This is a genomic window from Luteimonas abyssi, assembly GCF_001482195.1.
Classification (GTDB): domain Bacteria; phylum Pseudomonadota; class Gammaproteobacteria; order Xanthomonadales; family Xanthomonadaceae; genus Luteimonas; species Luteimonas abyssi.
Window position 1 is genome coordinate 246,395 of the sequence record NZ_KQ759763.1, and the last position, 26,079, is coordinate 272,473.

Here is a 26,079-nt window from a genome sequence, read left to right on the forward strand (position 1 = left end):
CGACCGCGCCATGGCGCGGGCCAGGTCTCCCGAAGGGGAGCGCTTTTCCCGACACGGCTGACGCCGCGTGGACCTCTGAAGATGCGTGATGCGTGGGTCCGAATGTGTCAGCCCGCCGACGCGCCCGCCTGGCGGATCAGGCCGTGGATGTAGGCCATCTTGTCGACCACCGGGGGTGGGATCAGGAAGGGATACAGGTCGGGCTGTCCCATCGCGCGGTTGAGGCTGTTGACGGCGTAGGTGAGCGGCAACCAGGCGTCGATCAGGCGGTGCACGTCGGTCACACGGTGCGGATCGAACAGGAAGTCGGTCTCCATCGCGGGGTCGGTGGCGATATCCGGTGCGATGCGGATGCCGAACGCGCCCGCCATCTCCAGGGTGTCGACGATGTGCAGGTAGTGGGCCCAGGTTTCGGCCCAGTCCTCCCACGGATGCATGGTGGCGTAGGCGCTGACGTACGACGACTGCCAGTCGTCGGGCGCGCCTTGCCGATAGTGATGATCGAGCGCCTGGGCGTAGTCGGCGCGTTCGTCGCCGAACAGGGCCCTGAAGCTGTCCAGTGCGCCGCCGTCGCGGCCCAGCCGGTCCCAGTAGTAATGGCCGACCTCGTGGCGGAAATGGCCGAGCAGGGTGCGGTAGAGCTCGCCCATCGAGACCCGCGCGGACTCGCGTGCGGCGTCGTCGGCCTCGGCGAGCGCGATGGTGATCAGGCCATTGTCGTGGCCGGTCATGACCTTCGGCCCGTTCGGAGGATCGGCGAGGAAGTCGAAGACCAGCGGCTGCGGGTCGCCGCTGCCCAGCGTGGGGGTAGGCAGGCGCAGACGGAGCAGGGTGTAGAACAGCCGGCGCTTCGCGGCTTCGATCTTCTGCCAGGCGCGATGGTGATCCGGGTTGGACAGGTCGGGCACGGTGCGGTTGTGGCGGCAGGCCCGGCAATAGGGGTTCTCGTCGCCGGCAGGCAGCATCCAATTGCAGGCGTGTTGCTCCCAGTTGCGGCAGAAGCGGTAACGCACCAGCGGGTTGGCGCGCGCGATCCACGCAGCGCCCTCGGGTTCGACCGCGCTCAGCCGCGCCAGGTCTGGCAGATAGCCGAGCATCGTGCCGCAACGGATGCACGCGGTATTTTCGAAATAGACGACATGCCCGCAATGCTGGCATTTGAACAGTTGCATGAGGGCACATCCGGTTGGCGCGGGGCGCGCCAGCCGGCATCGTGACCGATCGCCGTGAAGATCCGGTGGCGGGTGGGATCACGCCGTCGCAAGGGCGCCTTGCGACGGCGGTCGTCGAACGGGATGCCGGGGGCGACGTGCGCCGTGGCGCGCTGCCGCATTCATGGAAACGGGATCTCCACGACGATGACCGCCAGCTGTGTGACGCGGCGATGGGGTGCGTGCATTCACGGCGACCGACGCCCCGGCTCGCCAGCATGTCCGCTCCCCTCTCGACACTCCGGAGTCCGCCATGTCCGCGTCCACTACTGCCCGCACCCGCCTGCACATCGACGATACCGGGGGAGCGGGACGCCCGGTGGTGCTCATCCACGGCTGGCCCCTGTCGGCCGAGGCGTGGAAGGCCCAGGTCGGCCCGCTACGCGACGCGGGCTATCGCGTCGTCGCCTACGATCGTCGCGGCTTCGGACGTTCGGACAAGCCCGACAGCGGCTACGACTACGACACCCTGGCGGCCGATCTCGCCGGCGTGCTGGACGATCTGGATCTGCGCGACGTCACGCTGGTCGGTTTCTCGATGGGGGGCGGCGAGGTCGCGCGCTACATCGCTAATCACGGCGAATCGCGTTTGCACAGCGTCGTGTTCGCAGCGGCGGTGCCGCCTTATCTGATGAAGCGCGACGACAACCCCGACGGTCCGCTCACCGAGGATGCGGCGAAGGAGATGGAGGACGGCCTGAAGCAGGACCGCGACACGTTCTTCGACGGGTTCACCCGGGACTTCTTCAGTGCCGATGGCACGCTGAAGGTGAGCGAGCAGGAGCGCCAGGACGCCATCGCGTTGTGCAAACAGTCGGACCAGACCGCGGCGCTGGGCTGCATGAAGGCGTTCGCAACCACGGATTTCCGTGAGGATCTGAAGCGCGTGACCGTGCCGACCCTGGTGCTGCATGGCGACAGCGATGCCACCGTGCCGTTCGAGGGCTCCGGCAAGCGGACCCATGCAGCGATCGCGGGCAGTGAACTGGTGGTGATCGAGGACGCGCCGCACGGCCTCAATGTCAGCCATGCGGAGGCGTTCAACCGGGCGCTGCTGGCGTTCCTGGCGAAGTAAGCCGATGGACGATATCGCGGATGCGCACCGGTGCCTGGTGCGCATCCGCAACTGGCGACCTTCCTCGAGGGAGTGGCGCCGGTATGCGGTGATGTCGGCTGCCGCGTCGCGCCCGATGCGCTGCGCCGCGCGAGATCCGAACAGGAGACTGGTGCCGTGACCCGATCCGAACCCCGCTACGTCAGCTACGACCCAGTGCTCGCCGAACCCCGCGCCGACGAGACGGCCCTGGCCGACGCGCTCGCCGAGACCTTGGTGGACATCGTGCGTCAGACCTGGGAGGACGAAGGGCGTGGGTTGCGTGCGGTCCACGCGAAGAGTCACGCGCTGCTCGCCGCCGAGGTCGAGATCCCCGAACTGCCGCCCGAACTGGCGCAGGGGGTGTTCGCGCGCCCAGGTCGACACCGGGCCCTGATGCGGTTGTCGACCACGCCTGGCGACCTGCTGCCCGATCGCGTGTCCACGCCGCGCGGGATCGCGCTGCGGATCTGCGACGTCCCGGGCGAGCGGCTCGAGGGTGCCGAGCATTTGCGGGGTCAGGATGTCCTGATGGTCAACGGCCCCACGTTCAATGCGCCGGACGGCGCGACGTTCCTGCGCAACCTCAAGCTCCTGGCCAAGACCACCGATCGCATGACCCGCACCAAGCAGGTGATCTCGGCGGTGCTGCGTGGAACCGAACGCATGCTCGAAGCGGCCAGCACCGAAAGCACCGCGCTCAAGGCCATGGGCGGTGAACCGCCGCTGCACCCGCTCGGCGAGACGTACTTCAGCCAGCTGCCGCTGCGTTTCGGCGCGTACATCGCGAAGCTGCAGCTGGTGCCGGCCTCGCCCGTACTGCGGGCGTTGGAGGGTCGTCGCCTCGAACTGGCGGACGACAATGCGCTGCAGACGGCACTCGTCACCCATTTCCGCGATCACGATGCGATCTGGGAGCTGCGCGCGCAGCTGTGCACATCGCTCGACGACATGCCGATCGAGGATGCCACTGCGGAATGGAGCACGGACCAAAGCCCGTTCCGCACCGTCGCCATCGTGCGCGCGCCGAGGCAGATCGCCTGGAGCGAGACACGCAGCCGGACGGTCGACGACGGCATGGGCTTCAGCCCCTGGTACGGCATCCAGGCGCATCGCCCCCTCGGCGAGATCATGCGCCTGCGGCAGACGGCCTACGCGCGTTCACAGGCGTTCCGGTCGCGGATGCAGGGACGGCCGCTGACGGACGGGTGCCCGTTCGCACACGACGATTGAGCGGACGCCCGCTCTGATCGCCCGGGTCTGCACACGCGCGCAACGTGGCGGGGCAGGCACGGCGGGGCAGACACGACGGAGGTTGCAGGCCCACGTCAGCGTACCGGCGCTGGTCGGTGATCGGGACGCGCGCCGGCGCGGTGTTCGAGATCCGGATACAACCCCAGCAGGGCCAGGGCGACGCCGTTGCTCCAGCCGAACCCGTCCTGTAACGGGTATTCGCCGCCGCCACCGCCCTGCAGGGCGCCATCGGCGTCGTATTTCTCGACCAGCTTCCGATCGCGCGCATAGATGCCCTCGACATTGGCGATGAAGCCGGCCGCGATCTCGCGGGCGAGAGCCGGCTCGCCGTGCCGCCGCAAGCCGTCCACCGCCACCCACTGCAACGGTGCCCAGACATTGGGCGCGTCCCATTGCTGGCCGCTGTCCACCGGCGTGGTGACCAAGCCGCCGGGGCGGAGCAGGTCGCGCCGGACCGCGGTCGCGGTGGACCGTGTCCTGTCCGCGGGTGCGATATCGACGTAGAGCGGAAACAGTGCGGCGGCGGTGAGCGCGTCGCGGACGCGGCCACGTTGCCAGTCGTGGTCGGCGTAGTAGCCGTCGGGGTGCCAGAGATGCGCCTGGATGGCGGCGTCGCGGCGCTCCGCGAAGCGCCGATAACGTTCGGCGCAGGCGACATCGCCTGCCGCATCGCAGGCGTCGGCGATGGTGCGTTCCAGGTGATGCAGCAGGCTGTTGAGGTCCACCGGCACGATCGCGGTGGTGCGGATGGTGTGCAGCTGCATCGGATCGTCGAACCAGCGGCTGGAATAGTCCCATCCGCTTTCCGCGCCTGCCCGCAGGTCGCGGTAGATCTCGGCGTCCGGGCGGTCGCTTTCGGCGGCGGTCTCGCGGTCCTGCATGAAGGATTCCGGGCGCGCCGTGTCGCGGTCGTCCCAGTAGCGGTTGAGCACCTGACCGTCGCGCAGGCGGACCACGCGACGATGTGCCCGGCCGGGCGGCAACGCGTCCGCGCCGTCCATCCAGTAGGCGTGTTCGCGCTGCAGTTGCGGCAGGTGGCGGACCAGGGCGTCCGGCGTCGTCTGCGCGGCCAGCCGCACCATGTGCGAGAAGAAGGGTGGCTGCGAGCGGCTCAGGTAGTAACTGCGGTTGCCGTTGGGGATATGGCCCCAGGTGTCGATCAGGTGCGCGAAGTTCTCCAGCATGTCGCCGACCAGATCGTGCCTGCCGCTCTCGGCCAGGCCGCGCATGGTGAAGTACGAATCCCAGTAGTAGATCTCGCGGAAGCGGCCCCCGGGCACCACATAGGGACGCGGCAGCGCGAGCAGGGTGTCGTGCGCGGCCGGTGCGCTGGTGCGGGTCAGGTGTGGCCAGAGCGCATCGATGTGCGCGCGCAGTGTCGGCTGCGGTGCGATGTCGTCCGCGTCGACGGTGCCGGGCAGGTCGAAATGTGCGTCGACGAAGCCAGCCAGATCGAATCCCGATGCATCGTGCGCCGCCAGGTAGGCCGCACGAACCCGGGGCGGGGCTTCATGCGGTGCCGCATCGACGAACAGTTTCTGGTCTGGAAACAGCCAGCGCGACTGCACCGACTCGAACAATTCGGGGTAGTCGATGTCCGGCTGCAGCGGCGTGGCGGCAGCGACGCTCGTGTGCGCGGCCGGTGTGGCGCCCTGCGACACGCGCGTCTGGCCGGCATGCGGTGTGCATCCCGTGGCCAGGGCGAACGCCAGACAGGCGCCTGCCAGGCGCGGCGGAAGGGTGGAGGTGCGCATGGGGTCGACCCTCGTGAGGACCGCTCCGACCTTACCCGGGCCCATGTGCAGGCGGAACCCCGAGGGGCAGATGCCGAATCCGACGCAGGGTGATCCAGTACAGCGTGATCCAGTGCAGCATGACCCAGTGCAGCGTGGACCGGGTCGGTTCTGCCTCCGGGCGAGGGACTTCGGGTTTCGACGGGACATGGGAAGCCTCGCTTCGCTTACGCCACGTCGCGACCTGACGGGCCCCGCCGGAACCGGCAGCCTCCTCGCGCGAATGTCCCCCGGCCACCGCCATCCGGCGGCGGCCTCCTCCTTGATTTCGCCGAGAAGGCCGCCGATTCCGACGGGGCTCGGCTTGCGGATCGTGCCGGCCGCAGTCGTCGATACGCCGTTGTTTCGTGGCGCTTCGCAGACGGGAGGCAGGATCGGACGATTGCGTGAGGCACCGATGCGCAGGCGCAGTCGGATGCTGTGGAGCGTGCGGTGCCGGCCAAGACGGGGCCGTCGGATCGAGACGAGACGAAGCGAAGCGCGACGCCGATGCGACCTCGCTGCCGACGGCAGCGTCCGCCGTCGGACGGAGCGGCCGTTTATCAGCCCTTGGAAATCGCCGGATACGGCTGCGCTTTCAGCACGCCGGCGAGATGCGCGGTATTGCTGGCGATGGTCCTCAGGGTCTCGGCCACCTTGTCCGGGGTGTTGTCGAGATCGTTGTAGTCGATGCTGCCCATCGCCTCGCCGACCCAGTAGGGCGGGCTGCCCGCCGGCAGGGTGAAGCCCACATCGGCGAGCGCCTGGTAGACCTCGGCGCAGACGTGGTGGGCGCCGTCTTCGTTGCCGACCACCGCCACCAGTCCGACCTTGCCGAAGGTGGGGTAGCGGCCGTCGTCGCCGATCTCGCCGAGAAACGCGTCCATGCGCTCGAGCACGCGCTTGCACACGCTCGACGGCTGCCCCATCCAGATCGGCGTGGCGATGACCAGGATGTCGGCGGCCATCAGCCGCTCGCGCAGGCGCGGCCACGCGTCGCCGTCGCCTTCGTCGGCGCTCACACCGGGCTTCACGTCGAAATCGACCACGCGGTCGTGGCGGCTTTCCACGCCATGCCGGCCGAGCGCCGCCAGAACCTCGTCGAGCAGTTTCTGGCTGGACGACGGCGCATCGCCGGACTTGAGGGTGCAGTTGAGGCCATAGGCGCGCAGGGACATGGGGCCACTCCGATCGGGGAATGCCCAGCCTGTGCCCACCGGCGTACAGGGCGCGTGTGTCGCGGACCGGGCGTGATCCGCGACGCATCGCCGGTCACTACAGGAGGTCGGCCTGCTGGATGGCGGTGTCGGTGAGCAGGCCGAAATGGCCGAGTGCATGGGTATGGCTCGCGTTTTCGCCGGGGATCTGCGAGGCATGCACGCCGTTGACGGTGCAGATCCCGCCGAAGCAGACGATCTGGTCGATCCAGGATTTGATCGACACCACGCGCAGGCCCAGCGGACGCCCCCAGAGGTGGTTCAGCAGCGGGCTGCCGATGGACAGCCCCTGTGCGCCGCAGGTGCTGGTCGCCACGTGCATCGGATAGAGGCCGCAGCTGCGCAGGCCGCGCGGTGCGCCGGCGATGCCTACGAACGTGTCGATCGCGTTCGCCAGGCCGTAATCGACGATCTGCTTCGCGGCCAGGGTGACGCCCATCGAGTGGGCGATCACGTCGATGCGTCCGGTGCACGACCGGGCGATGGCCTCGACCAGCGCCTCGCGGACCGGAATCTCTTCGCTGCCGCTGTGATCGTTGCAGGCTGCGCAGGTCTTGCTGCCCCAGTCGGGCCGCAGGATCTCGTCGTCGCGCCAGCCGCGTGCGCGCAGTTCGACGTAGGTGTTGTCGAACTGGCCGGGATGGCCGGCGTTGCCATGGACGAGGACGACGGCATCGCGACACGTGGCCCAGGCGGCCGGGACGAACGCGAGCATGAGCGCCGCGCAGGCGGCGAGGCGGATGAGCATCGAAGACATCGTGGTTTCTCCCTGGTGGCCCGGTGCGGATGACGCGGTGCGCGCGGCCTCGGGCCGCCTTCGTGGAATCGCCTTCGCGGAACCGGGCATGGCGGACGACCGGCAAAGATGCCGGCGTGGGCTGGCCGCAGGGTGGGGGAGACCAGTGCCTCGATGCCAACCGATGCAGCGGGCTGTGCCTATTGGCCGGATGGCCATCCGTGACCGGGTGCGCATTCGCATGCATCCGGCCACGCGGCCGGATCACGATGTCTGGACGGTGGCGCGCCTAGGGTGGAGTGCCTCCCCATCCCTGGAGGCGACATGAACCAGCCCCCACAGCAGCAGGACGTCCCGGGCGTCGAGAAAGCGCTCGACCCGCCCGCCGATCACGGCGAGACCCGCTACCGCGGCAGCGGCCGGCTCGAAGGCAAGGCCGCTCTCATCACCGGCGGCGACAGCGGCATCGGGCGCGCCGTGGCGATCGCCTACGCGCGCGAAGGCGCCGACGTGCTGGTGAGCTATCTCAGCGAGGACGAGGATGCCGAGACCACCCGGCGTTGGGTCGAGAAGGCCGGACGGCGCTGCGTGCTCGTCCGCGGCGACCTGTCCGATCCCGCGCACTGCCGCGCGCTCGTGCAACAGGCGGTCGACGCGTTCGGCCGGCTCGATGTGCTGGTCAACAATGCGGCCTACCAGATGTCGCGCGCCTCGCTCGACGAGATTCCCGACGAGGAATGGGACTACACCTTCCAGGTCAACGTCACCGCGATGTTCCATCTGTGCAAGGCCGCCGTGCCGCACATGCAGGCCGGCGCGTCGATCATCAACACCACCTCGATCAATTCGGACAAGCCCAATCCCACGTTGTTGCCCTACGCCGCGACGAAAGGCGCGATCGCCAATTTCACCGCGGGTCTCGCGCAGATGCTGGCGGAACGGGGCATCCGGGTGAACTCGGTGGCGCCGGGGCCGATCTGGACGCCGCTCATTCCGGCCACGCTGCCGCCCGATGCCGTGGCCTCGTTCGGCGATCAGACACCGCTCAAGCGCGCGGGTCAGCCGGCGGAAGTCGCGCCGATCTTCGTGCTGCTGGCATCCGACGAAGCCAGCTACATGACCGGCGGGCGGCACGCGGTGACCGGCGGCATGCCGATCCTCTGAGCCGGCACCTCGATGTCCGTCCGGCGGCCGCCGGTGGGACGGCGGTGGTCGGCCGCCGGCATCGGGCCGATGTCGCGTGTGTCCGTTTCTCGGAGACGCCCGGACGGCCACCCACTTGGCAGGATCCGGCCGTTCAGGCGGCGCCGTGTCGCAGACCGCGGCGTCGAGCCAACGGCTGCCGCACACCGGTCCGCCCGGCGGCGACCACCGGTCGGTGCGTAGCGCCTTCGCGCGACAGGTCGGCCCACACGCGCATGCCGTGCGTACGCAGCGGCCGGTAGTAGGTCAGGAAGGCGACGTCCGCGGCGTCGCGGCCGTGCGCGATGACGATGCGTCCGCCGCGGACCTGTGTCTGGGTGGCGTCGAAGGTGTACCAGGCATCGCCGACGTAGGCCTCGAACCAAGCGTGCAGATCCATCGGGTCGAGCCCGTGCAGCCAGCCGACCACCATCCGCGCGGGGATGTCCAGCGCTCGGCACAAGGTGATGCCCACATGCGCGAAATCCCTGCACACACCGGCGCGTTGTTCCAGCGTGGCGAAGGCATCGGTCCCGGCGTCGCTGACGCCGTAGCGGTAGGCGAGGTTGCCCTGGATCCAGGCGCGGATCGCTTCGGCCTGGCCGTACCCCGGAGCCGCGTCGCCGACGATTTCCAGTGCCCGGCTCAGCGCCTGCGCACGGTCGGACGGGCAATAGCGGCTCGGCAACAGGAACTGCAGGGTTTCGGCCGGAAGCTGCGAGGGATCGTTCGCGCCTGCGTCCGGGTCCACCGCCAGCTCGGCGGGCGTCGCGGCGGCCGCATCGATGCGGATCCGGGTCTGGCCCCGGGGCAGGGTGAAGCGACGGCAGCGGTTGCCGAAGCTGTCCGTGTACTCGCTGGCGTCGTGCACTGCGCCGAAACCGTCGTGTCCGTCGATGCGCCACCGGGCCACGCCGGTGCGCGGTTGCAGCAGCGCCACCACCGGGCAGGGCGCATCGGTCTCGACCGTGAACTCGCAACCTGCCTGAACGTGCATGACGCGGACATCCTGTACTCGGGGATGCAGTGTGCGTGTGGACGTGTGCAGCCCATGTGCGTGCCGGGTTCGGCGCGCCTACCGGTGTGGCGTGCGCCGGCGCCCCGCCGGCGCCGCCCCACTTCGCGCGTCATACACGCGCCAGACCCGCATTCCGTATAGAGTCGGGCGCCTACGGGCACGCCCCGATCGCCCGCACGACGATGACCGACCCCGATCCGTTCCGCGATCTCGCCGATGCCGTCCCGGCCATCCTCTGGACGACCGAAGCCGACGGCCGCTGCAACTTCCTGTCCCGGGGCTGGTCCCTGACGACCGGCCAGACCGAGGCCCAGGCGATGGCGCACGGCTGGTTCGATGCGGTCCATCCCGACGACCTGCCCGAGGCACGCGTGCGCTTCGCCCGCGCGCACCAGGACCGCCGACCGTTCTCGATGGAGTACCGGCTGCGGCGCGTCGACGGCCAGTACCGCTGGACCCTGGATGCCGGCAATCCACGTTTCGGTGCGGACGGCACGTTCCTGGGGTTCGCGGGCTCGGTCGTCGACATCGACGACCGATACCGCTCGGAAGCGAAGTATCGCGCGCTGTTCGACTCCATCGACGAGGGGTTCTGCATCTTCCGGATGCTGTTCGACGACGCGCAGCGTCCCGTCGACTACCGGTTCCTGGAGGTGAACCCGACGTTCTCGCGGCAGACCGGCCTGGTCGATCCGGTGGGACGTACCGCGCGCGAACTGCTGCCCGACCTCGAGCCGCACTGGTTCGAGATCTACGGTCGGGTGGCGTTGACCGGCGAGGCGCATCGGTTCGTCGAGCAGTCGGCGGTCATGGGACGCTGGTTCGAGGTGTATGCGTTCCGCATCGGCGCGCCGGCCGACCACCAGGTGGCGTTGTTGTTCTCGGACATCACCCGGCGTCGGCGCCAGGAGCAGGCGTTGCGCGATGCGGACCGGCGCAAGGACGAATTCCTGGCGACGCTGGCGCACGAACTGCGCAACCCGCTCGCACCCATCCGCACGTCGCTGTACGTGCTCAAGCTCGACCAGGGCGCCGGTACCACGACACGCATGCTGGACATCCTGATGCGCCAGGTCGACCAGCTGACCCATCTGGTCGACGACCTGATGGAGGTCTCGCGGATCACGCGCGGCCGGATCGAGCTCCGGCCGGTGGAGATTCCGCTTTCGGCCGTATTGCGCAACGCCGCCGAGAGCGTGCAGCCCGCGCTGGACCAGCTCGGACAGACCTTGCGGATCGATGCGGACGTGGACGCGGTGATGTTGCGGGCCGACCCGGTCCGCCTGGGGCAGGTCTTCGTGAACCTGCTCAACAACGCGTCCCGGTACGGGGGCGTCGGCAGCACCATCGACCTCGAGGCGCGCCAGGACGCGGAGCACGCCGTCGTCGTCGTGCGCGACCGCGGCGTGGGGATCGCGCAGGAGCACCTGCACACCATCTTCGACCTGTTCACCCAGGTCGACACCGACCAGCGTTCGTCCGGCGGACTCGGCATCGGGCTGGCGCTGGTGCGCAGTCTGGTGACGATGCACGGCGGCGACGTCTGCGCGCTGAGCGAAGGACTCGGACAGGGCGCGGCCTTCCAGGTCCGCCTGCCGGTGAGCGGGGATGTCGCCCCGTCGGACGCGATCCCGGCCGAGCCGTCGCCCGACCGGGCCTTCGCCGGTCTGCGCGTGCTGGTGGCGGACGACAACCGCGATGCCGCCGAGAGCCTGGGCGAGTGGTTGGGGGCATTCGGCGCGGACGCCATCGTGGTGCACGACGGCCGGGCGGCGTTGCGCATGGCGCAGATGCGGATGCCGCACGTGGCCCTGCTCGACCTGGGCATGCCCGAGCTGAGCGGGCTGGAACTCGCGCGCCGGCTGCGCGACATCCCCAGTCTGTCGCGGATGTGCCTGATCGCGATCACCGGCTGGGGGCAGGCGCGCGACCGCCTGGACACCGAGGCCGCAGGATTCGACCACCACATGACCAAACCTCCGGACATTCCCGTCCTGCGCGCGATGCTGGCCGAGGTGCGCGCGCGCGTGCTGGCGGACCGAGCGTCGGGCGTGGAGGCCTAGGGCGCGCCGGACCGGGCGATCCGGCGCCGCCCGGAGCGGAAGACATGCCGGGGTCCGACGACGCCGATCGGACGCACGGGGTCTGGCATGTTCCTGAACGCGGTTTCGACATTCGTTGCGAACCGGTGGGCAACGAAGATGTTGCGGCGCACAATAGACCGCCCGTGCTGCGAATGCCGAGATGGCCGCCCCCGCGTCGAATCCCCTTCCCCCGGAGCTCACCCCGCGCCAGCAGGGCTGGATCCTGTTCGCGCTGGCGATGGGCGGGTTCGCCATCGGCACCAGCGAATTCGCCCCCATGGGAATGATGCCGGACATGGTGGCCGACCTCGGGATCACCGAGCCGCAACTGGGGCATTCCATCAGCGCCTACGCACTCGGCGTGGTGGTGGGCGCACCGCTGCTGGCGATCCTGGGGGCCCGGCTGTCGCGGCGGCACCTGCTGCTGGCGACGATGGCGTTCTACGCCCTGGGAAATCTCGCCAGCGCGCTGGCGCCGGGTTATCTGTCGCTGACCGCGCTGCGGTTCGTCGCCGGACTGCCGCACGGCGCCTACTTCGGGGTTGCCGCGCTGGTCGCGGCATCGATCAGCCCGCCGGGACGACGCGGGACCGCCATGGCGCGGGTGATGCTCGGCCTCTCCGTGGCGCTGCTGGTCGGCAATCCCCTCGCCTCGTGGCTGGCCCAGGTCCTCGACTGGCGCTGGGCCTTCGGCCTGGTGGCCGCGATGGCGTTGCTGACGATGGGGCTCGTGGCCCGCTTGCTGCCGCCCGATCCCGCCGAGCCGCGGCAGAACCCGCTCCGCGAGCTGCGCGATTTCAACCGTGCGCCGGTGTGGCTGGCGCTGGCCATCGGCGCGATCGGTTTCGCCGGCATGTTCAGTGTCTTCAGCTATCTGGCGCCGACGATGATCGAGGTCACCGGCATCGCGCCGCGTTACGTACCGCTGGGGCTGGTGGCGTTCGGCATCGGCGCGATCCTCGGCAACCTGGGCGGCGGTTGGCTGTCGGACCGGTTCGGGTTCCGCGCCGCAGGCATGGTGCTGGTGTGGTCGATCGGGGTGCTGCTGGCTTTCCCGCTCGCCGCGCAGACGCCGTGGTCGGTGCTGCTGGGGGTGATCGCGGTCGGCTCGATGGGGGCGCTGGCGACGATCCTGCAGGCGCATCTGGTCGACGTGGCGGCCGGCGCGCAGACACTGGCCGCCGCCTCGAACCATTCCGCGTTCAATCTGGCCAATGCGCTGGGTCCCTGGCTGGCCGGCATGGCGATCACGGCCGGCTATGGCTGGACCTCGACAGGGTATGTCGGCGCGGCGATGGCCGCGGCGGGCTTGCTGCTGTACGGCCTGGCGCGCCGCGACGCCCGCCTGCGCGAGGCCGACTGCGCCTGCTGACCTGCACGCGGCAGCGGCACGCCGGTCACGTCGCCGTCGGGTCGCCACCGCCGGGCAGTGCACGCTCGACCCGGTGCCAGGCATCGCGGACCGCATGCCGGGCCTGCGGCCAGTCCAGCCGGGAGTTGCCGCGCTGCCGGGCCCAGGCGTCGGCCAGCCGGGCTTCCGTCGCGTCGTCCCAGCGCGCATCCGATGCCGCCGTCGCGCGTGCCCGCGTGCCGTAGCGGTACGCCGCGCGATAGTCGTCGTAGGTGTGGTCGTCGCTGTAGGCCTCGTTCTCCGTGTAGCGCTCGGCGTAGTACGCGTCGGTCTCGGCATAGGTCCGGAACGTGCGGTCGGCCCGGGCGTAGGCGTCCGCGACGGCGGGGCGGGCGTGGTTCCACGACAACAGCGATGCACCGCGCGCCTCTTCCCAGCGGTCGCGCAACTCGGGCTCCAGTGCGTCGAAGTCACACGTCGCCTGCGCCGTGTTGCGCGCTTCGGTGCCGTAGCGATAGGCGGGCGCGTAGTCGCGGTCGAAGTCGGCATCGCGGGGGTAGTAGTCGCGATCCGGCGCGCTCGCGCGCCAGTACTCGACTTCGGTCGTGGGATCGACGCGTTCGGCGACGGCCTTGCCGCCAGCGGCACCGCCGAGTGTGCCGATGGCGCCACCGATCAGCGTGCCGATCGGACCGAACAGGCTGCCGACGGCGGCGCCCGCGACCGCCCCGAGGGTGCCGCCGGTGGCGACGCCGACCGGGTGCGCGCCGGCTTTCCCCGAGATCGGATCCCGATGCGCGTCGGGCTGTTCGGGCGCGGATTTGTCGCTCATGCGTGCGATCCTCGAGTTGGACGTGACCTGCACTGTCGGCCACCCCGCCGTGCAGGGGGTGTGCACCGTCGCCTGGCGGAGTGCGCGTATCGAGGAACGGTTCAGCCGGCGCCGTTCATGTGCGGGATGGGGCCGGGACGTCTCCACCGCCTAAGCTATCGAGCCGTTCAGCCACGATCGCCCCACGCATGCGCCTGCCCGCCCTGTGTTGTCTCTTCGTCGTCGCCGGTGTCCTCGCCGCCTGCGGGGGCAAGGCCGAGCAGACCCGTCCGGCGCTGTTGGGCGAGACCTTCGCGTTCGACGAGATGTACTCGCGCGCGTTCGAGACCACGCCGGATGTCGCCTGCGAGTCGGCGCGGCGCGCGCTGCTCGGGCAGGGCTACGTCGTCGCTCGCGCGGATGCGGGCACGGTGGAGGCGAGCAAGAATTTCCAGCCGGAGGCCGATGCGCATCTGCAGCTGGCGTTGCGCGTGTCGTGCGTGCCCCAGGATGGCGGCACGCTGATGTTCGTCAGCGCGCTGCAGGACCGGTATGCGCTGCGGCGCAGCGCCAACTCCGCCAGCCTGGGCGTCAGCGCGCTGGGCTCGCTGTCGCTGCCGATCGGCAGCAGCGAGGATTCGCTGGTGCGCGTGGCCAGCAGCACCGTCCAGGATGCGGAGTTCTACGGGCGGTTCTTCGAACGGGTAGGCCATTACCTGCCGGCGCACGTGGTCGATCGCGACGGCGACGACTGACCGCCGCCGGCCGGTCTGGTCGGCCGGCGGCCGCTGCGCGCGACGCGACGCACCGCGCGCGGGCCAGGCCTCAGCGGATCCAGCTCCGCAGTTCCTCGCGGCTCAGGCGGCCGTCGCCGTCGGTGTCCACGCCCGAGAACTCCGCCGCCAGCGTCGGGTGCGCGGCGGCTTCGCGGCGGCTGATGTAGCCGTCGCCATCGGTATCGAGCGCTTCGAAACTGATCCGGTACTGGTCGGAGGCGGCCGGGTTCGGCTCGTGCGAGCGGATGATGATCTGCTGCTGCTCGGGCCCGTCGAAGGTGACGACGCCGGTCTGCGCGGCCTGCGAGGTCGCGCGCTGGGGGCCGCTGCCGGTCTGGGCGATGCCCTGCGTCTCGACCTGCGCGAGGGCGCAGACGGGCAGCAGGCAGGCGGCGAGGGCGAGCATGTGGTGACGCATGGCGGTTCTCCTGTCAGTGGCGTCGGATGTCGTGGACAGCGGCGTCCGGTGCGGCGCCCGCCGCACGCCGCGCATCGGCGCGGTCGTCGGGGTCGGCATCGAGTCCCGCCTCGGCGTCATTCTCGCCGGGCTCGAGCGCCAACTCCACCAGGATCGGGAAATGGTCGGAGCCGATGTCGGGCAGACGCTTCACGGCGACGAGGGTGAAGTGGCGGCTGTGGAACAGGTGGTCGAGCGGCCAGCGCAGCCCGGGCCATTTCGCATGGAAGGTGTTGTACATGCCGCGGCCGATGCGCGGGTCGAGCAGACCGCTGATCTTGCGGAACAGCCGGGTCGTGCGCGACCAGGCGACGTCGTTGAGGTCGCCGGCGACGATGGTGGGCAGCCGGCTGGCGGCCGCGGCGCGGCCGACCACGACGAGTTCGGCATCGCGTTCGTGCGAGCCGTCGGATTCGGTCGGGCTGGGCGGGCGCGGATGCAGGCAGTGCAGGGCGACGTCATGTGCGCCGTCGAGTCGCAGGCGCACGTGCATCGAGGGAATGTCGTCCTCGACCAGATGCTTCACCTCGGCGTCGTGCAGCGGAGTGCGCGCATACAGGTGCATGCCGTAGAGATTGTCCAGCGGTTGCCGCAACGCATGGGGAAACAGATCGCCGAGGGTGTCGAGGCGCGCTTCCCACCAGGCGTCGGTCTCCACCGCGATCAGCACGTCCGGGCGGATGCGCCGCACCAGGTCGAGCAGCGGCTGCGCATCGCGGTTGGTCATCAACACGTTGACCGCCATGATCCGCAGCCGTGGCGCATCGGCGTGCGCGCTGGCGGCGACCTCGGTCGGATGCAGGCGGGTGTAGGGCAGGATCCACCACGCCTGGTACAGCATGCAGGCGGCATTGGCGGAAATCACCGAGACGTCGGTGACGTCGTGCATCGGATGCAGGAAGCACTGGGCCAGCAGCACGCCCGCCGACAGCAGCAGCAACTGCAGGCGCGGGAAATCGAAGATGCGGATCCACCAGGCGCCGCTGCGCGACAGGGGCAACAGGGTGGCGGCGACGAGCGCGAGGGTGAGTGCGGCGAAGAGGCCGGTGACCAAGTGCATGCATCCGGGAGCGGGGCCCGGATTCTAGGAGGCGCCGTGTCAACGTCCGCTCAGTGGGGCGACGCGCCGGCCGCCGACGCCGGGAAGAGGCGTCGGCGGCCGCGCGGGGTCACCAGCGGGCCAGGATGCTCAGCCCGGTGTAGTCCACCTTGCCCTGCACGCGGACGTACCAGGTGCCGGTCCGCGGTTCAGTGATGCGGATCGTCTCGTTGTTGCCGGGGCGGTCCGAGGCCGCGTCGTGGCTGTCGTCGGTCGGCGGCGCGCCGTGGCGGAGCTGCAGGCGCACGTCGCCGCGACCGCCGTAGGTCAGTACCGACAGGCTGGGGGTGTCCTGGGCCACGTCGATGGTGAACAGGCGCTCGCTGCCGGCGGCGCCGTCCAGGCCGTCGACCGGGACACGGTTGGCCAGCGGCCGCGTGGGCGTGCCGCCGCCATCGTCGTCCACGGCGAACAGATGCAGGCCGGAGCGTGCGCCGATCGCGGCCAGGCGGCCGTCGTCGAGCCGGGTCAGCCGACGGACCGGGTCGCCACCGAGCGAGGCCGGTGCTCCGACGGGCCGCGGCGCGGTCGGATCGCTGACGTCGAATTGCTGGACGCCGTCGTCGTGGCCGTACCAGGCGTGGTCCAGGTGCTGGACCACCGCGACGTCGTTGTTGAATCGCGCCAGGTCGTGACGTCCGACCAGGCCGGGCGCTGCGGGATCGGCGATGTCGATCACCTGCAGGCCGTTGCTGCAGGCCAGATAGAGCAGGTCCACGTCGTGGTCGATGCTCAGGTCGACGGCATTCGCGCAGTCCTCGCCCAGGAACGCCAACGGCGCGGGCGCGGCCGGCTCGGCCAGGCTCCAGACCTGGAGCCCGGAGGCCTCGCCACCGGCCGGCGTGCCGGCCAGATAGGCGTGGCCGTCGTGCACGGCGAGCCGATAGGGGCGCCCGCCGAGCGCGGCCTGCCAGACGACCTGCGGATTGGCCGCGTCGGCGATGTCCACCACGGCGAACAGCGGGCCGTTGGTGTTCTTGGCGACGTAGGCCAGAGTGCCTTCGATCGTGACGACGCTGGCGAACGGGAATTCGAGCCGGCCGATTTCGCGCGGCGTCTCGCCGGCAAGATCGACGGCGATCAGCCCATAGCCCCACGAGGCCAGCCAGGCCGTGTCGCCATCGACGTGCATCTGTTCGAACGCGCGCGCTTCCAGGCTCTCCGGCAGTTCCGCTTCGAACCGCGCGATCGGGGCCAGGGTGTCGGGATCGTTGAGGGTGAGGCCGTAGTCGGCCTGCAGCACCACCAGACGGCCGTCGTGTTCGGCCACATCGGCGGGCCGCACGCCGGGCAGCCACGGCGCCGTGCCCGGACGGGGCGCCTCCGGCTGCGAGGTGTCCACGAACTGCAAGCGGTCGAGCGACGTGGGAATCAGCAGGCCGTGCCGACCCAGGCCGACATGGCCCATCGCGCCCAGCATGCGCAGGTCCAGATGTCCCACCGAGGCCGGTGCCGCCGGATCGGCGATCGACCAGATGTCCATGCCCTCCCGGTAACCGAAGGTGTAGACGTGGTTTGCCCCGGCACGGGCGCCGTTGGTCGCGGGCGGGATGGCGGTATCGCCCAGCGGCAGCAACTGGGTCGGGTCGGCGACGTCGTAGACGGTCAGCCGGTTGCCTACGCCGATGACGCGGTCGCCGTCGGGAATCATGGTGAAGTTGTCGGTGCCGTTGAGCGCGTAGCTGGCGACCTCGAACGGTGCGGTCGGCGCCGACACATCGTAGATCCGCAGTTCGGTGCGGAAATCGAAACCGCGTCCGACCGTGGTGATCCGGTCGCCCTGCGCCACGATGCTGCGGTACTGGTTGCTGGTCGGCAGCCCCGTGGCGGTGAAGCGCGGGGCCTCGGGGTCGGCCAGATCGCCGATCAGCACGCCTTCGCCGTCGTCGAACAGATACAGCAGGCCGTTGGCTTCGACGAGCCCGTTGGCGAACAGGAACTCGGCATCGGCATAGGGATCGTCGGCGACCAGCGCCGGCGCTTCCGGGTCCTGGAGCGACCAGACCGCCACGCCCGCCTGGCCGGTGTAGCTGCGCCAGGCGCCGTAGAGGTAATCGCCGACCTGCGCGAGCCCGGCCAGGGTGCCGCCGGCGGGGGCGGCGGTGGCGAGCTGGCGCGGGGCGTCGGGATCGGCGTAATCCCACGCCGACACCGTGCGGCCGGAGGGCAGATAGAGATAGCGGCCGTCGAAGACGGCCTCGGCCTCGATCTCGCCGCCGCGAACCTGCTCGAGGACCAGGGGGGAGTCCTGGGCGGCGGTGGCCGCGACGGGAACGGTGGCCAGGACGGTCAGCAGGGCGAGCGGCAACAGGGCCTTGGAAAACGTCGGATGCAAGGGGGGCTCCTCGGGGGCGTGCGGCGGGCTTGCCGCGTCGTCGCCCGAGGGTTCCACGGCGGCGGTGCCGGACACGCTCCAACGCCATTCCAATCACATGACATCGCGTCGTCGTCGCTCCAATCTGTGCCCCCGGTCACGCCGCAGCCGTCCCCGGCGGCCGCCTGGCCGGGCGACCGCGACGCGAGCCGGGAGACGCCACCCACCACGCGACGACGGGCGGGGGTGGCCATCCGCTGCCTGCATCCGGGACCACGATCGCGGCGAGCACCGGCTATCCGGGCGGCCAGTCCCGCACGGCTAGGCCGCCATGCCGCTGTGGCGCAGCAGCGCGTCGATCTCCGGGTCGCGGCCGCGGAAGGCGCGGAAGTTCTCCAGTGCCGGCCGGCTGCCGCCACGCGACAGGATCTCGCCGCGGAACCGGGCACCGGTCGCGCCGAGCGCGTCGGGCTGCTCCTCGAACGCGGCATAGGCATCGGCGCTGAGCACCTCGGCCCACTTGTAGCTGTAGTAGCCGGCCGCGTAGCCGCCCGCGAAGATGTGCGAGAACTGGTTCGGGAAGCGATGCCAGGCCGGTGGCCGGTTCACCGCGACCTCGTCGCGGATGCGCTCGATCACCGCCATGATGCCGTCGGCCGGCGGCTCGGCCGCGGCATGCACGGTCATGTCGAACAGGCCGAACTCCAACTGGCGCACGGTCTGCATGCCGCTCTGGAAGTTGCGCGCCTCGCGCATGCGCTCGAACAGGGCGTGCGGCAGCGGTGCGCCGGTGTCGACGTGGGCGGTCATGGCCTCCACGCGATCCCATTCCCAGCAGAAGTTCTCCATGAACTGACTGGGCAGCTCCACCGCGTCCCACTCGACGCCGTTGATGCCGGCCACCGACAACTCCCCGATCTCGGTCAGCAACTGGTGCAGGCCGTGTCCCATCTCGTGGAACAGGGTGGTGACTTCGGTGTGGGTGAAGGTCGCCGGCCGGCCGTCCACGCCGCGGCCGAAGTTGCACACCAGATAGACGATCGGGGTCTGCAGCGTGCCGTCGCTGCGCTGGCGACGGTTGCGGCAGTCGTCCATCCACGCACCGCCACGCTTGCCTTCGCGGGCGTAGAGGTCGAGATAGAACTGCCCCACCAGCCGCCCGTCGGCATCGACGAGGCGGTAGAAGCGAACGTCCTCGTGCCAGACCGGCGCGGTGTCGGGCAGCACGCGCAGGCCGTAGAGATCGTGGATCACGTCGAACAGGCCGGCCAGCACCTTCGGTTCGGTGAAGTAGGCCTTGACCTCCTGTTCGGAGTACGCATAACGCGCCTGGCGCAGTTTCTGCGAAGCCCAGGCCAGGTCCCAGGGTTCGAGCGAGTCGAGGCCGAGTTCGTCTCGGGCGAAGGTTTCGAGTTCGCCGCGGTCGCGCCGCGCGTGCGGCACGGCGCGCGCGGCGAGATCGCGCAGGAACGCCAGCACCTCGTCGGGGGTCGCGGCCATCTTGGTCGCCAGCGACAACTCGGCGAAGCTGGCGAAGCCGAGCAGCCGGGCCTGCTCGGCGCGAAGGGCGAGGATCTGTTCGATCAGCGGTCCGTTGTCGCGCTCGGCCGGGCCGGTCTCGGAGGCGAGCACGCCGTAGGCGCGGTAGAGGCGCTCGCGCAGGCCGCGGTCGTCGGCATAGGTCTGCACCGGCAGATAGCAGGGCATCTGCAGGGTCAGCCGCCAGCCGTCCACGCCGGCCTTCTGTGCGGACGCACGGCACTGCGCGACGACATCGGCGGGCAGTCCGGCCAGTTCGGCGGCATCTTCGGTCACGTAGGCCCAGGCGTCGGTGGCGTCGAGGACGTGCTCGGAGAAACGCGCACCGAGTTCGGCCAGGGTCTGCTGCACTTCCGCCAGGCGCGCCTGGTCGGCGGTGTCGAGTTCCGCGCCGCCGAGGCGGAAGTCGCGCAATGCGTTGTCCACGGTGCGGCGTCGGGCGGCATCCCAGCCGGCCGCTTCCGGCGCTGCGGCCAGCGCCTTGAACTGGGCGTACAGGGCCGGATTCTGCTGCAGCGTGCTGTGGAACCGGCTGATCTTCGGCAGTGCGGCGTTGTAGGCGGCGCGCAGCTCCGGTGTGTTGACCGTGCTGTTGAGATGGCCGACCTGATTCCAGGCCCGGCCGAGACGCTCGGTGGCGTCGTCGAGCGGTTCGACGAAGCTGGCCCAGGTCACGGGCGACACGGTTTCCGCACGCTTCACCGCGGTGTCGGCCTCGGCGAGCAAGGCTTCGATGGCGGGCGCGATGTGGTCGGGACGGATCGCGTCGAAACGCGGCAGGGGCGGGGACTCGAGCAGGGGATTGGTCATGGCCGTCATCGTGGGGGCGACGCCGCCGCAAATCCAGCCGGCGTGCAGATCCCGCAGGCGACGGGACGGCCGAGGCAATGCATGCGTCTCGCCGGATGACGATCCGGCGCGCCGGCCGGGTCGGCGTCGGGGCCGGAGCGGTCCCGGTCGATGTACGGCCTCAGTTGCCCGCGAGGATGGAGACGATGCGGTTCTGCATCCAGGTGGTATCTTCCGCGGACAGGCCGGCCCTGGCGAGCGGGCTCGTCTCGCGAGAGAACGCGGCCCAGAAGTCGCTGTCGTGCGGATGTTGCAGGCGCATGGAAGGCAGGCGGTCGTGCAGACCGTCCAACCACTGATCGAGCTCGATACGGGTCATGACAACCTCACGGTAGCGCCGACAGGGCCGGGGTGCGCCGAGCCGTCGCGAGAAAGAAAGTGGTCGCGTCGCGCGGGAGCCCGTCGTGGGAGGCGAACGGAGTCGGGCGCGACACGGACGCCTACCGTAAGCAGGAGGCCGGAAGCACGGCGTGAAAGATCGACGCCGTTCGCGCGACGTATGCGCATTCATGTTCATGGGCCTGAACGTATTCGTCTCACCGATTGAGATTGCGGCACGCCATCGTGCATGCATGCAGACGCTCGAGAAACTGGAAATCCTGGCCGACGCCGCCAAGTACGATGCCTCGTGCGCGTCGAGCGGCGCGTCGAAGCGGCATTCGTTGGGCACGGGCGGGATCGGCAGCACCGAAGGCATGGGTATCTGCCATTCGTATACGCCGGACGGGCGTTGCGTGTCGCTGCTGAAAATCCTGCTGACCAATTTCTGCATTTACGACTGCGTCTACTGCGTCAATCGGGTCAGCAGCAATGTACGGCGCGCGCGGTTCACCACCGACGAGGTGGTGCGGCTCACACTGGATTTCTACAAGCGCAATTACATCGAGGGCCTGTTCCTCTCCAGCGGGATCATCCGCAACGGCGATTACACGATGGAGCAACTGGTCGAGGTCGCGCGCAGTCTGCGCGAGGATCATCGCTTCGCCGGCTACATCCATCTCAAGACCATTCCGGAAGCCGCACCGGAGCTGCTCGCCGCCGCCGGCCGGTACGCGGATCGCCTGAGCATCAACGTGGAGCTGCCCACCGAGCAGGGCCTGGCCGAACTCGCGCCGGAGAAGACGCTGCCCGGTATCCGTGCGGCCATGGGCGAGTTGCGCTGGCGGATCGAGGAAAACCAGGAGCAGCGGCGCGCGGAACCCGTGCGCAAGGCCAAGCCGCCGCGCTTCGCGCCGGCGGGGCAGAGCACGCAGATGATCGTGGGTGCCGACGGGGCGAACGACCGCAGCATCCTGACCGCGAGCGACAATCTTTACGGCAACTATCGCCTGCGGCGGGTGTACTACTCCGCGTTCTCGCCAATCCCCGATGCCTCCATCCGACTGCCGACCAAGGCGCCACCGCTGGTGCGCGAGCACCGGCTCTATCAGGCCGACTGGCTGCTGCGCTTCTACGGCTTCGGCGTGGACGACATCGCGCCGCCGGATGCCGGCGGCATGCTCGATCTCGACATCGACCCCAAGCTGGCCTGGGCGCTGCGGCATCCTGAGCGATTTCCGGTGGATCTCAACCGCGCGCCGCGCGAGATGCTGTTGCGGGTGCCGGGGCTGGGCGGACGCAATGTCGCGCGGATTCTCGCCTCGCGCCGGCTCGGCGCGTTGCGGGTGGACGACCTGGTGCGGTTGCGGGTGCCGTTGAAGAAGACCCTGCCGTTCGTGCAGTTGCCCGATCACCATCCGCGCGCCCGCCTCGACGACCCCGCACGTCTGCGTGCGCAGCTGGCACCGCCACCGCGGCAGGCGGACCTGTTCGCGTGAGCCGGTCCGTCATGCGCCGCCTCGCGCCCCACTTCGTACCAGCGCCCGCGAGGCATGTCTGCATGCGCGTGCCGTCCTGGGCGCGCCGACGCGAGTGCGGGCGCATGAGGGCGCCCGGGTGAGCGTGGCTGGGGACCTGTTCGCCACCGGCGCCGACGCGGGCGTGCACGCCCGCGTCGATCCGCCGTGGGACGGCGAGGCCTGGCGCATGCAGGCGCGGCAGGCGTGGTGCGCCGGCATCGCGCCGGAGCGGTTGATCTGGGACGGCGACACCCAGGCCCCGCTGGCCGCGGCCACCGCGCTGGACGCGCTGCCGCCGCGGCGCCCGCCGCCCCAGGTGGATGCGGCCTTCCCCGCACTGGCCGCCGCGGTCGCCTGCCACACCGACCCGCAACGCTTCGCGCTGCTGTACAGGCTGCTGTGGCGCATGGCCTCGGGCGAGCCGCGCCTGCTCGCGCGCGCCAGCGATCCCGACGTGCACCGGCTGCGCCTGCTGGAACGCGCGATCCGCCGCGACAGCCACAAGGCCAAGGCGTTCGTGCGCTTCCGCGAGGTGCCGGGCCGGCCGGATCACTTCATCGCCTGGTTCGAGCCGAGCCATCGCATCGTCGACCGCATCGCGCCGTTCTTCGCGCGCCGTTTCGCCGGCATGCGCTGGGCCATCCTCACCCCCTACCGCAGCGTGGCCTGGGACGGCGAGGCGCTCGGGTTCGGCCCCGGCGGCCACCGCGCCGACGCGCCGGCCGAGGATGCGCAGGAAGCGTTGTGGCAGGCGTACTACGCCAACATCTTCAACCCGGCGCGGTTGAACCCGACCATGATGCGCTCGGAGATGCCGCAGAAGTACTGGAAGGGTCTGCCCGAGGCCGCCCTGTTGCCGACGCTGTTGCGGGAGGCAGGCCCGCGCGTGCGCACGATGGCCGAACGCGCGCCGGAGCCGCCGCGGCGGCGGATTCCCGCACCCGCGCCCGAGGCCCCGGTCGAGGTGCAGGGCCTGGAGGCCGTGCGCGTGGCCGCGGCCGCCTGTCGGCGCTGCCCATTGTGGGAGCCGGCGACGCGGACCGTGTTCGGCGAAGGGCCGGCCGATGCCCGCGTGGTGATCGTCGGCGAGCAGCCGGGCGATGCCGAGGATCTCAGCGGCCGGCCCTTCGTCGGTCCGGCGGGGCAGTTGCTGGATCGCGCGCTGGGCGAGCTGGGCATCGACCGCTCGCACCTGTGGCTGACCAACGCGGTCAAGCATTTCCGTTTCGAGCCGCGTGGCAAGCGGCGACTGCATCGCAATCCCGAGGCCGGCCACATACGCGCATGCCGCCCGTGGCTGCAGCAGGAACTGGCTGCGCTGCGGCCGGACGTGGTGGTGTGCCTGGGCGCCACCGCCGCGCAGGCGGTCTTCGGCAGCGGGTTCCGTCTGATGGCCGGACGCGGTCGCTGGCATGCGCTGGCCGATGCGCGTGCCCTGGCCACGGTGCATCCGGCGTGGGTGTTGCGACAGCGCGATCCGGCGACGCGGGACGCTGCATATGCCGGGTTCGTCGAGGATTTGCGGCTGCTGCGCGAGGCGATGCCCGGCTGACGGTGCGTGCCGCTGAAGCGCAGGCGGCGCGGTATCGACGCGCCGGATGGAGCACTGCGCGTGCGGACGGATGGGCCGCTGACCGACCCCTGACGCGCTGCCGGACACCGCGAGCGTGTCCATCGCCGGCCGCTTCGCGGATCAACATCGCGGCAGGGGCGCGGTATCGTGACGGGCAGCCGCGGCGGTGCCCGTGGAGCGGTGTCCGCGATGTACTCGATCGAGATCGTCCTGTTGATGCTGCTGCTGGTCCTGGCCAGCGGGTATCTCGCGCGCCTGTTGCCGTGGCTGCCGTTGCCGCTGGTGCAGATCGGGTTCGGCGCGCTGGTCGCGGCCGGGTTCCAGGAAGGCGTGCAGCTCGATCCGCAGGTGTTCTTCCTGCTGTTCCTGCCGCCGCTGCTGTTTCTGGATGGCTGGCGCATTCCCAAGACCGGCCTGTTCCGCGATCGTGGGCCGATCCTGGCGCTCGCGCTCGGCCTGGTGGTCTTCACCGTGCTCGGCATGGGGCTGCTGCTGCATGCGCTGATCCCCGCGTTGCCGCTGGCGGTCGCGTTCGCGCTGGCGGCGGTGGTGTCGCCGACCGACCCGGTGGCGTTGTCGTCGATCACCGCCCGCGCGCCGCTGCCGCCGCGGCTGCGGCATATCCTCGAGGGCGAATCGCTGCTCAACGATGCCTCGGGACTGGTCTGCTTCCGGTTCGCGGTGGCGGCGGCACTGACCGGCGGCTTCTCGCTGCTGTCGGCATCGGCCACGTTCGTCTGGCTGGCCATCGGCGGGGTGGGCTGCGGCGTGGCGATCACGGTGGCGGCCAACCGCGTGCACGCACGGCTGTCGCGCCGCCAGGGTGAGGAGGCGGGCATGCCGATCCTGCTCAGCGTGTTGATCCCGTTCGGCGCCTACCTGCTGGCCGAGCGTATCGGCGCCTCGGGCATCCTGGCCGCCGTGGCGGCGGGCATCACCATGAGCTACGTGGAGCTCAGCGGCCGTGCGCTGGCGACCACCCGCGTCCAGCGGGCGGCCGTCTGGGACATGCTGCAGTTCGCGCTCAACGGCATCATCTTCGTGCTGCTGGGCGAACAATTGCCCGGCATCCTGGCGCGTGCCGCCGCACACCACGCGCTGGGACAGCTCGCGCTGTATGCGTTGGCGGTGAACCTGGGCCTGGTCGCGCTGCGGCTGGTCTGGGTGTGGGCCACGTTGCGCCTGCTGACGGTGCGCGCCAAGCGCAACGGGACCGCTGCGTCGGGCACGGGCGGGCGGGCGGCCATCGTGGCCGGCACGTTGGCCGGCGTGCGCGGTGCGATCACCCTGGCCGGTGTGCTCAGCCTGCCGCTGGTACTGGCCGACGGTACGCCGTTCCCCGGCCGCGACCTGGCCGTCTTTCTCGCCGCATCGGTGATCCTGTGGTCGCTGCTGGTGGCGAGCGTCTGCCTGCCGTGGCTGGCCGGTCGCGTCCACGTGCCGGCGGAGCCGGAGTTGCAGCGCGCCGAAGATGCCGCGCGCCTGGCCGCTGCCCGGGCCGGTGTGCAGGCGGTGGAACGGGCGCAGACCGCGCTGCCCGAAGCGCGCCGGGATCCCGACCTGTACGCCCAGGCCGCGGTCCGTGTCATGGCGCTCTACGACGAGCGGCTGAAGCGTGACGGCAGCAATGGGCTCGACGCCGATGTGCTGCGGCGCGCCGATGCCGCCGAGCGCGGTCTGCGCCTGGCCGGCTTGCAGGCCGAGCGCGATTGCCTGTTCGACCTGGCCCGTCATCGGCACATCTCCGATGAGCTGGCGCGACATCTGGTACGCGAGATCGATCTGCTGGAAGCGCGTTACCGCTAGTGGACGCATCGCGGGTCCGATACCGACCGGCGTTTTCACGCATCGCCGACGCCTGTGAACAGGCACGCAACCCCGGTTCGTCCGGGCCGCGTTTTTCAC

20 protein-coding genes are annotated in these 26,079 nt (G+C 70.3%); 9 read left to right on the plus strand and 11 right to left on the minus strand.

What is annotated here, in order from left to right; genetic code table 11:
- Positions 1-107: 107 nt before the first annotated feature.
- The gene (locus tag RG19_RS00910) at positions 108-1,172 is read right to left on the minus strand and encodes a zinc-binding metallopeptidase family protein (protein ID WP_058833620.1); all 1,065 of its coding nucleotides are present in this window, start codon (positions 1,170-1,172) and stop codon (positions 108-110) included.
- Positions 1,173-1,464: 292 nt separating this feature from the next.
- On the opposite strand from RG19_RS00910, the gene RG19_RS00915 reads away from it, so the two are divergent.
- On the plus strand, positions 1,465-2,286 hold the full coding sequence (locus RG19_RS00915) for an alpha/beta fold hydrolase (protein WP_058833621.1): 822 nt from the start codon (positions 1,465-1,467) through the stop codon (positions 2,284-2,286).
- Positions 2,287-2,442: 156 nt separating this feature from the next.
- A complete protein-coding gene (locus RG19_RS00920; protein ID WP_058836330.1) occupies positions 2,443-3,537 on the plus strand; it encodes a catalase family protein in 1,095 nt (364 codons plus the stop codon).
- Positions 3,538-3,632: 95 nt separating this feature from the next.
- On the opposite strand, the gene treA is transcribed toward RG19_RS00920, so the two are convergent.
- From treA to RG19_RS00935, 3 genes are all read right to left on the minus strand, one after another.
- On the minus strand, positions 3,633-5,312 hold the full coding sequence (gene treA / locus RG19_RS00925) for an alpha,alpha-trehalase TreA (RefSeq protein ID WP_058833622.1): 1,680 nt from the start codon (positions 5,310-5,312) through the stop codon (positions 3,633-3,635).
- Between the two features lie 581 nt (positions 5,313-5,893).
- The gene (locus RG19_RS00930; RefSeq protein ID WP_058833623.1) at positions 5,894-6,508 is read right to left on the minus strand and encodes a flavodoxin family protein; all 615 of its coding nucleotides are present in this window, start codon (positions 6,506-6,508) and stop codon (positions 5,894-5,896) included.
- A gap of 97 nt (positions 6,509-6,605) precedes the next feature.
- Positions 6,606-7,304, minus strand: a complete 699-nt coding sequence (locus RG19_RS00935; protein ID WP_058833624.1) for an alpha/beta hydrolase family protein — start codon at positions 7,302-7,304, stop codon at positions 6,606-6,608.
- Positions 7,305-7,607: 303 nt separating this feature from the next.
- Here RG19_RS00935 and RG19_RS00940 point away from each other — a divergent pair, with 303 nt between their 5' ends.
- Positions 7,608-8,447: a glucose 1-dehydrogenase gene (locus RG19_RS00940; protein WP_058833625.1), complete on the plus strand. Its 840-nt coding sequence runs from the start codon at positions 7,608-7,610 to the stop codon at positions 8,445-8,447.
- A gap of 133 nt (positions 8,448-8,580) precedes the next feature.
- On the opposite strand, the gene RG19_RS00945 is transcribed toward RG19_RS00940, so the two are convergent.
- On the minus strand, positions 8,581-9,462 hold the full coding sequence (locus tag RG19_RS00945; RefSeq protein ID WP_082672398.1) for a transglutaminase-like domain-containing protein: 882 nt from the start codon (positions 9,460-9,462) through the stop codon (positions 8,581-8,583).
- A 203-nt stretch (positions 9,463-9,665) separates the two neighbouring features.
- On the opposite strand from RG19_RS00945, the gene RG19_RS00950 reads away from it, so the two are divergent.
- Together RG19_RS00950 and RG19_RS00955 are read left to right on the plus strand one after the other, a co-directional pair.
- Positions 9,666-11,546 carry a PAS domain-containing hybrid sensor histidine kinase/response regulator gene (locus RG19_RS00950; protein WP_058833626.1) on the plus strand — a complete coding sequence of 627 codons (1,881 nt, stop codon included), beginning with the start codon at positions 9,666-9,668 and terminating at the stop codon, positions 11,544-11,546.
- 181 nt (positions 11,547-11,727) lie between these two features.
- The gene (locus tag RG19_RS00955) at positions 11,728-12,939 is read left to right on the plus strand and encodes an MFS transporter (protein ID WP_058833627.1); all 1,212 of its coding nucleotides are present in this window, start codon (positions 11,728-11,730) and stop codon (positions 12,937-12,939) included.
- Positions 12,940-12,964: 25 nt separating this feature from the next.
- Here RG19_RS00955 and RG19_RS00960 read toward each other — a convergent pair whose 3' ends face one another.
- Positions 12,965-13,750, minus strand: a complete 786-nt coding sequence (locus tag RG19_RS00960; protein WP_058833628.1) for a hypothetical protein — start codon at positions 13,748-13,750, stop codon at positions 12,965-12,967.
- A 188-nt stretch (positions 13,751-13,938) separates the two neighbouring features.
- Between RG19_RS00960 and RG19_RS00965 the strand changes: the two genes are divergently transcribed.
- Positions 13,939-14,484 (plus strand): DUF2242 domain-containing protein, encoded by a 546-nt coding sequence (locus RG19_RS00965; RefSeq protein ID WP_058833629.1) that lies wholly within the window; start codon positions 13,939-13,941, stop codon positions 14,482-14,484.
- A gap of 70 nt (positions 14,485-14,554) precedes the next feature.
- Here the strand turns inward: RG19_RS00965 and RG19_RS00970 are convergent, their stop codons facing one another.
- The 5 genes from RG19_RS00970 to RG19_RS00990 form a co-directional block, all read right to left on the minus strand.
- Positions 14,555-14,923: an EF-hand domain-containing protein gene (locus RG19_RS00970; protein ID WP_058833630.1), complete on the minus strand. Its 369-nt coding sequence runs from the start codon at positions 14,921-14,923 to the stop codon at positions 14,555-14,557.
- A gap of 13 nt (positions 14,924-14,936) precedes the next feature.
- Positions 14,937-16,016, minus strand: a complete 1,080-nt coding sequence (locus RG19_RS00975; protein WP_202905303.1) for an endonuclease/exonuclease/phosphatase family protein — start codon at positions 16,014-16,016, stop codon at positions 14,937-14,939.
- Between the two features lie 115 nt (positions 16,017-16,131).
- Positions 16,132-18,396, minus strand: coding sequence for a pre-peptidase C-terminal domain-containing protein (locus RG19_RS00980; RefSeq protein WP_162267038.1), 2,265 nt, complete (start codon positions 18,394-18,396; stop codon positions 16,132-16,134).
- A gap of 300 nt (positions 18,397-18,696) precedes the next feature.
- Positions 18,697-20,724, minus strand: a complete 2,028-nt coding sequence (locus tag RG19_RS00985; RefSeq protein WP_058836331.1) for a M3 family metallopeptidase — start codon at positions 20,722-20,724, stop codon at positions 18,697-18,699.
- A gap of 160 nt (positions 20,725-20,884) precedes the next feature.
- Entirely contained in the window at positions 20,885-21,082 is a 198-nt protein-coding gene (locus tag RG19_RS00990) for a hypothetical protein (RefSeq protein WP_058833633.1), read from the minus strand.
- Positions 21,083-21,335: 253 nt separating this feature from the next.
- On the opposite strand from RG19_RS00990, the gene RG19_RS00995 reads away from it, so the two are divergent.
- From RG19_RS00995 to RG19_RS01005, 3 genes are all read left to right on the plus strand, one after another.
- Complete coding sequence (locus tag RG19_RS00995; RefSeq protein WP_058833634.1) at positions 21,336-22,580, plus strand: putative DNA modification/repair radical SAM protein; 1,245 nt, start codon at positions 21,336-21,338, stop codon at positions 22,578-22,580.
- A gap of 208 nt (positions 22,581-22,788) precedes the next feature.
- Complete coding sequence (locus tag RG19_RS01000; protein WP_058836332.1) at positions 22,789-24,153, plus strand: UdgX family uracil-DNA binding protein; 1,365 nt, start codon at positions 22,789-22,791, stop codon at positions 24,151-24,153.
- Between the two features lie 210 nt (positions 24,154-24,363).
- On the plus strand, positions 24,364-25,980 hold the full coding sequence (locus tag RG19_RS01005; RefSeq protein ID WP_058836333.1) for a Na+/H+ antiporter: 1,617 nt from the start codon (positions 24,364-24,366) through the stop codon (positions 25,978-25,980).
- Positions 25,981-26,079: the final 99 nt, after the last annotated feature.

Bases quoted from the DNA above. Each gene is read 5' to 3' on its own strand.
- RG19_RS00955 (WP_058833627.1), top strand. From the start codon at position 11,728: ATGGCCGCCCCCGCGTCGAATCCCCTTCCCCCGGAGCTCACCCCGCGC.
- RG19_RS00970 (WP_058833630.1), bottom strand. From the start codon at position 14,923: ATGCGTCACCACATGCTCGCCCTCGCCGCCTGCCTGCTGCCCGTCTGC.
- RG19_RS00960 (WP_058833628.1), bottom strand. From the start codon at position 13,750: ATGAGCGACAAATCCGCGCCCGAACAGCCCGACGCGCATCGGGATCCG.
- RG19_RS00930 (WP_058833623.1), bottom strand. From the start codon at position 6,508: ATGTCCCTGCGCGCCTATGGCCTCAACTGCACCCTCAAGTCCGGCGAT.
- RG19_RS00985 (WP_058836331.1), bottom strand. From the start codon at position 20,724: ATGACCAATCCCCTGCTCGAGTCCCCGCCCCTGCCGCGTTTCGACGCG.
- RG19_RS00945 (WP_082672398.1), bottom strand. From the start codon at position 9,462: ATGCACGTTCAGGCAGGTTGCGAGTTCACGGTCGAGACCGATGCGCCC.
- RG19_RS01005 (WP_058836333.1), top strand. From the start codon at position 24,364: ATGTACTCGATCGAGATCGTCCTGTTGATGCTGCTGCTGGTCCTGGCC.
- RG19_RS00935 (WP_058833624.1), bottom strand. From the start codon at position 7,304: ATGTCTTCGATGCTCATCCGCCTCGCCGCCTGCGCGGCGCTCATGCTC.
- RG19_RS00915 (WP_058833621.1), top strand. From the start codon at position 1,465: ATGTCCGCGTCCACTACTGCCCGCACCCGCCTGCACATCGACGATACC.
- RG19_RS00995 (WP_058833634.1), top strand. From the start codon at position 21,336: ATGCAGACGCTCGAGAAACTGGAAATCCTGGCCGACGCCGCCAAGTAC.
- RG19_RS00910 (WP_058833620.1), bottom strand. From the start codon at position 1,172: ATGCAACTGTTCAAATGCCAGCATTGCGGGCATGTCGTCTATTTCGAA.
- RG19_RS00965 (WP_058833629.1), top strand. From the start codon at position 13,939: ATGCGCCTGCCCGCCCTGTGTTGTCTCTTCGTCGTCGCCGGTGTCCTC.
- RG19_RS01000 (WP_058836332.1), top strand. From the start codon at position 22,789: ATGCAGGCGCGGCAGGCGTGGTGCGCCGGCATCGCGCCGGAGCGGTTG.
- RG19_RS00940 (WP_058833625.1), top strand. From the start codon at position 7,608: ATGAACCAGCCCCCACAGCAGCAGGACGTCCCGGGCGTCGAGAAAGCG.
- RG19_RS00990 (WP_058833633.1), bottom strand. From the start codon at position 21,082: ATGACCCGTATCGAGCTCGATCAGTGGTTGGACGGTCTGCACGACCGC.
- treA (WP_058833622.1), bottom strand. From the start codon at position 5,312: ATGCGCACCTCCACCCTTCCGCCGCGCCTGGCAGGCGCCTGTCTGGCG.
- RG19_RS00950 (WP_058833626.1), top strand. From the start codon at position 9,666: ATGACCGACCCCGATCCGTTCCGCGATCTCGCCGATGCCGTCCCGGCC.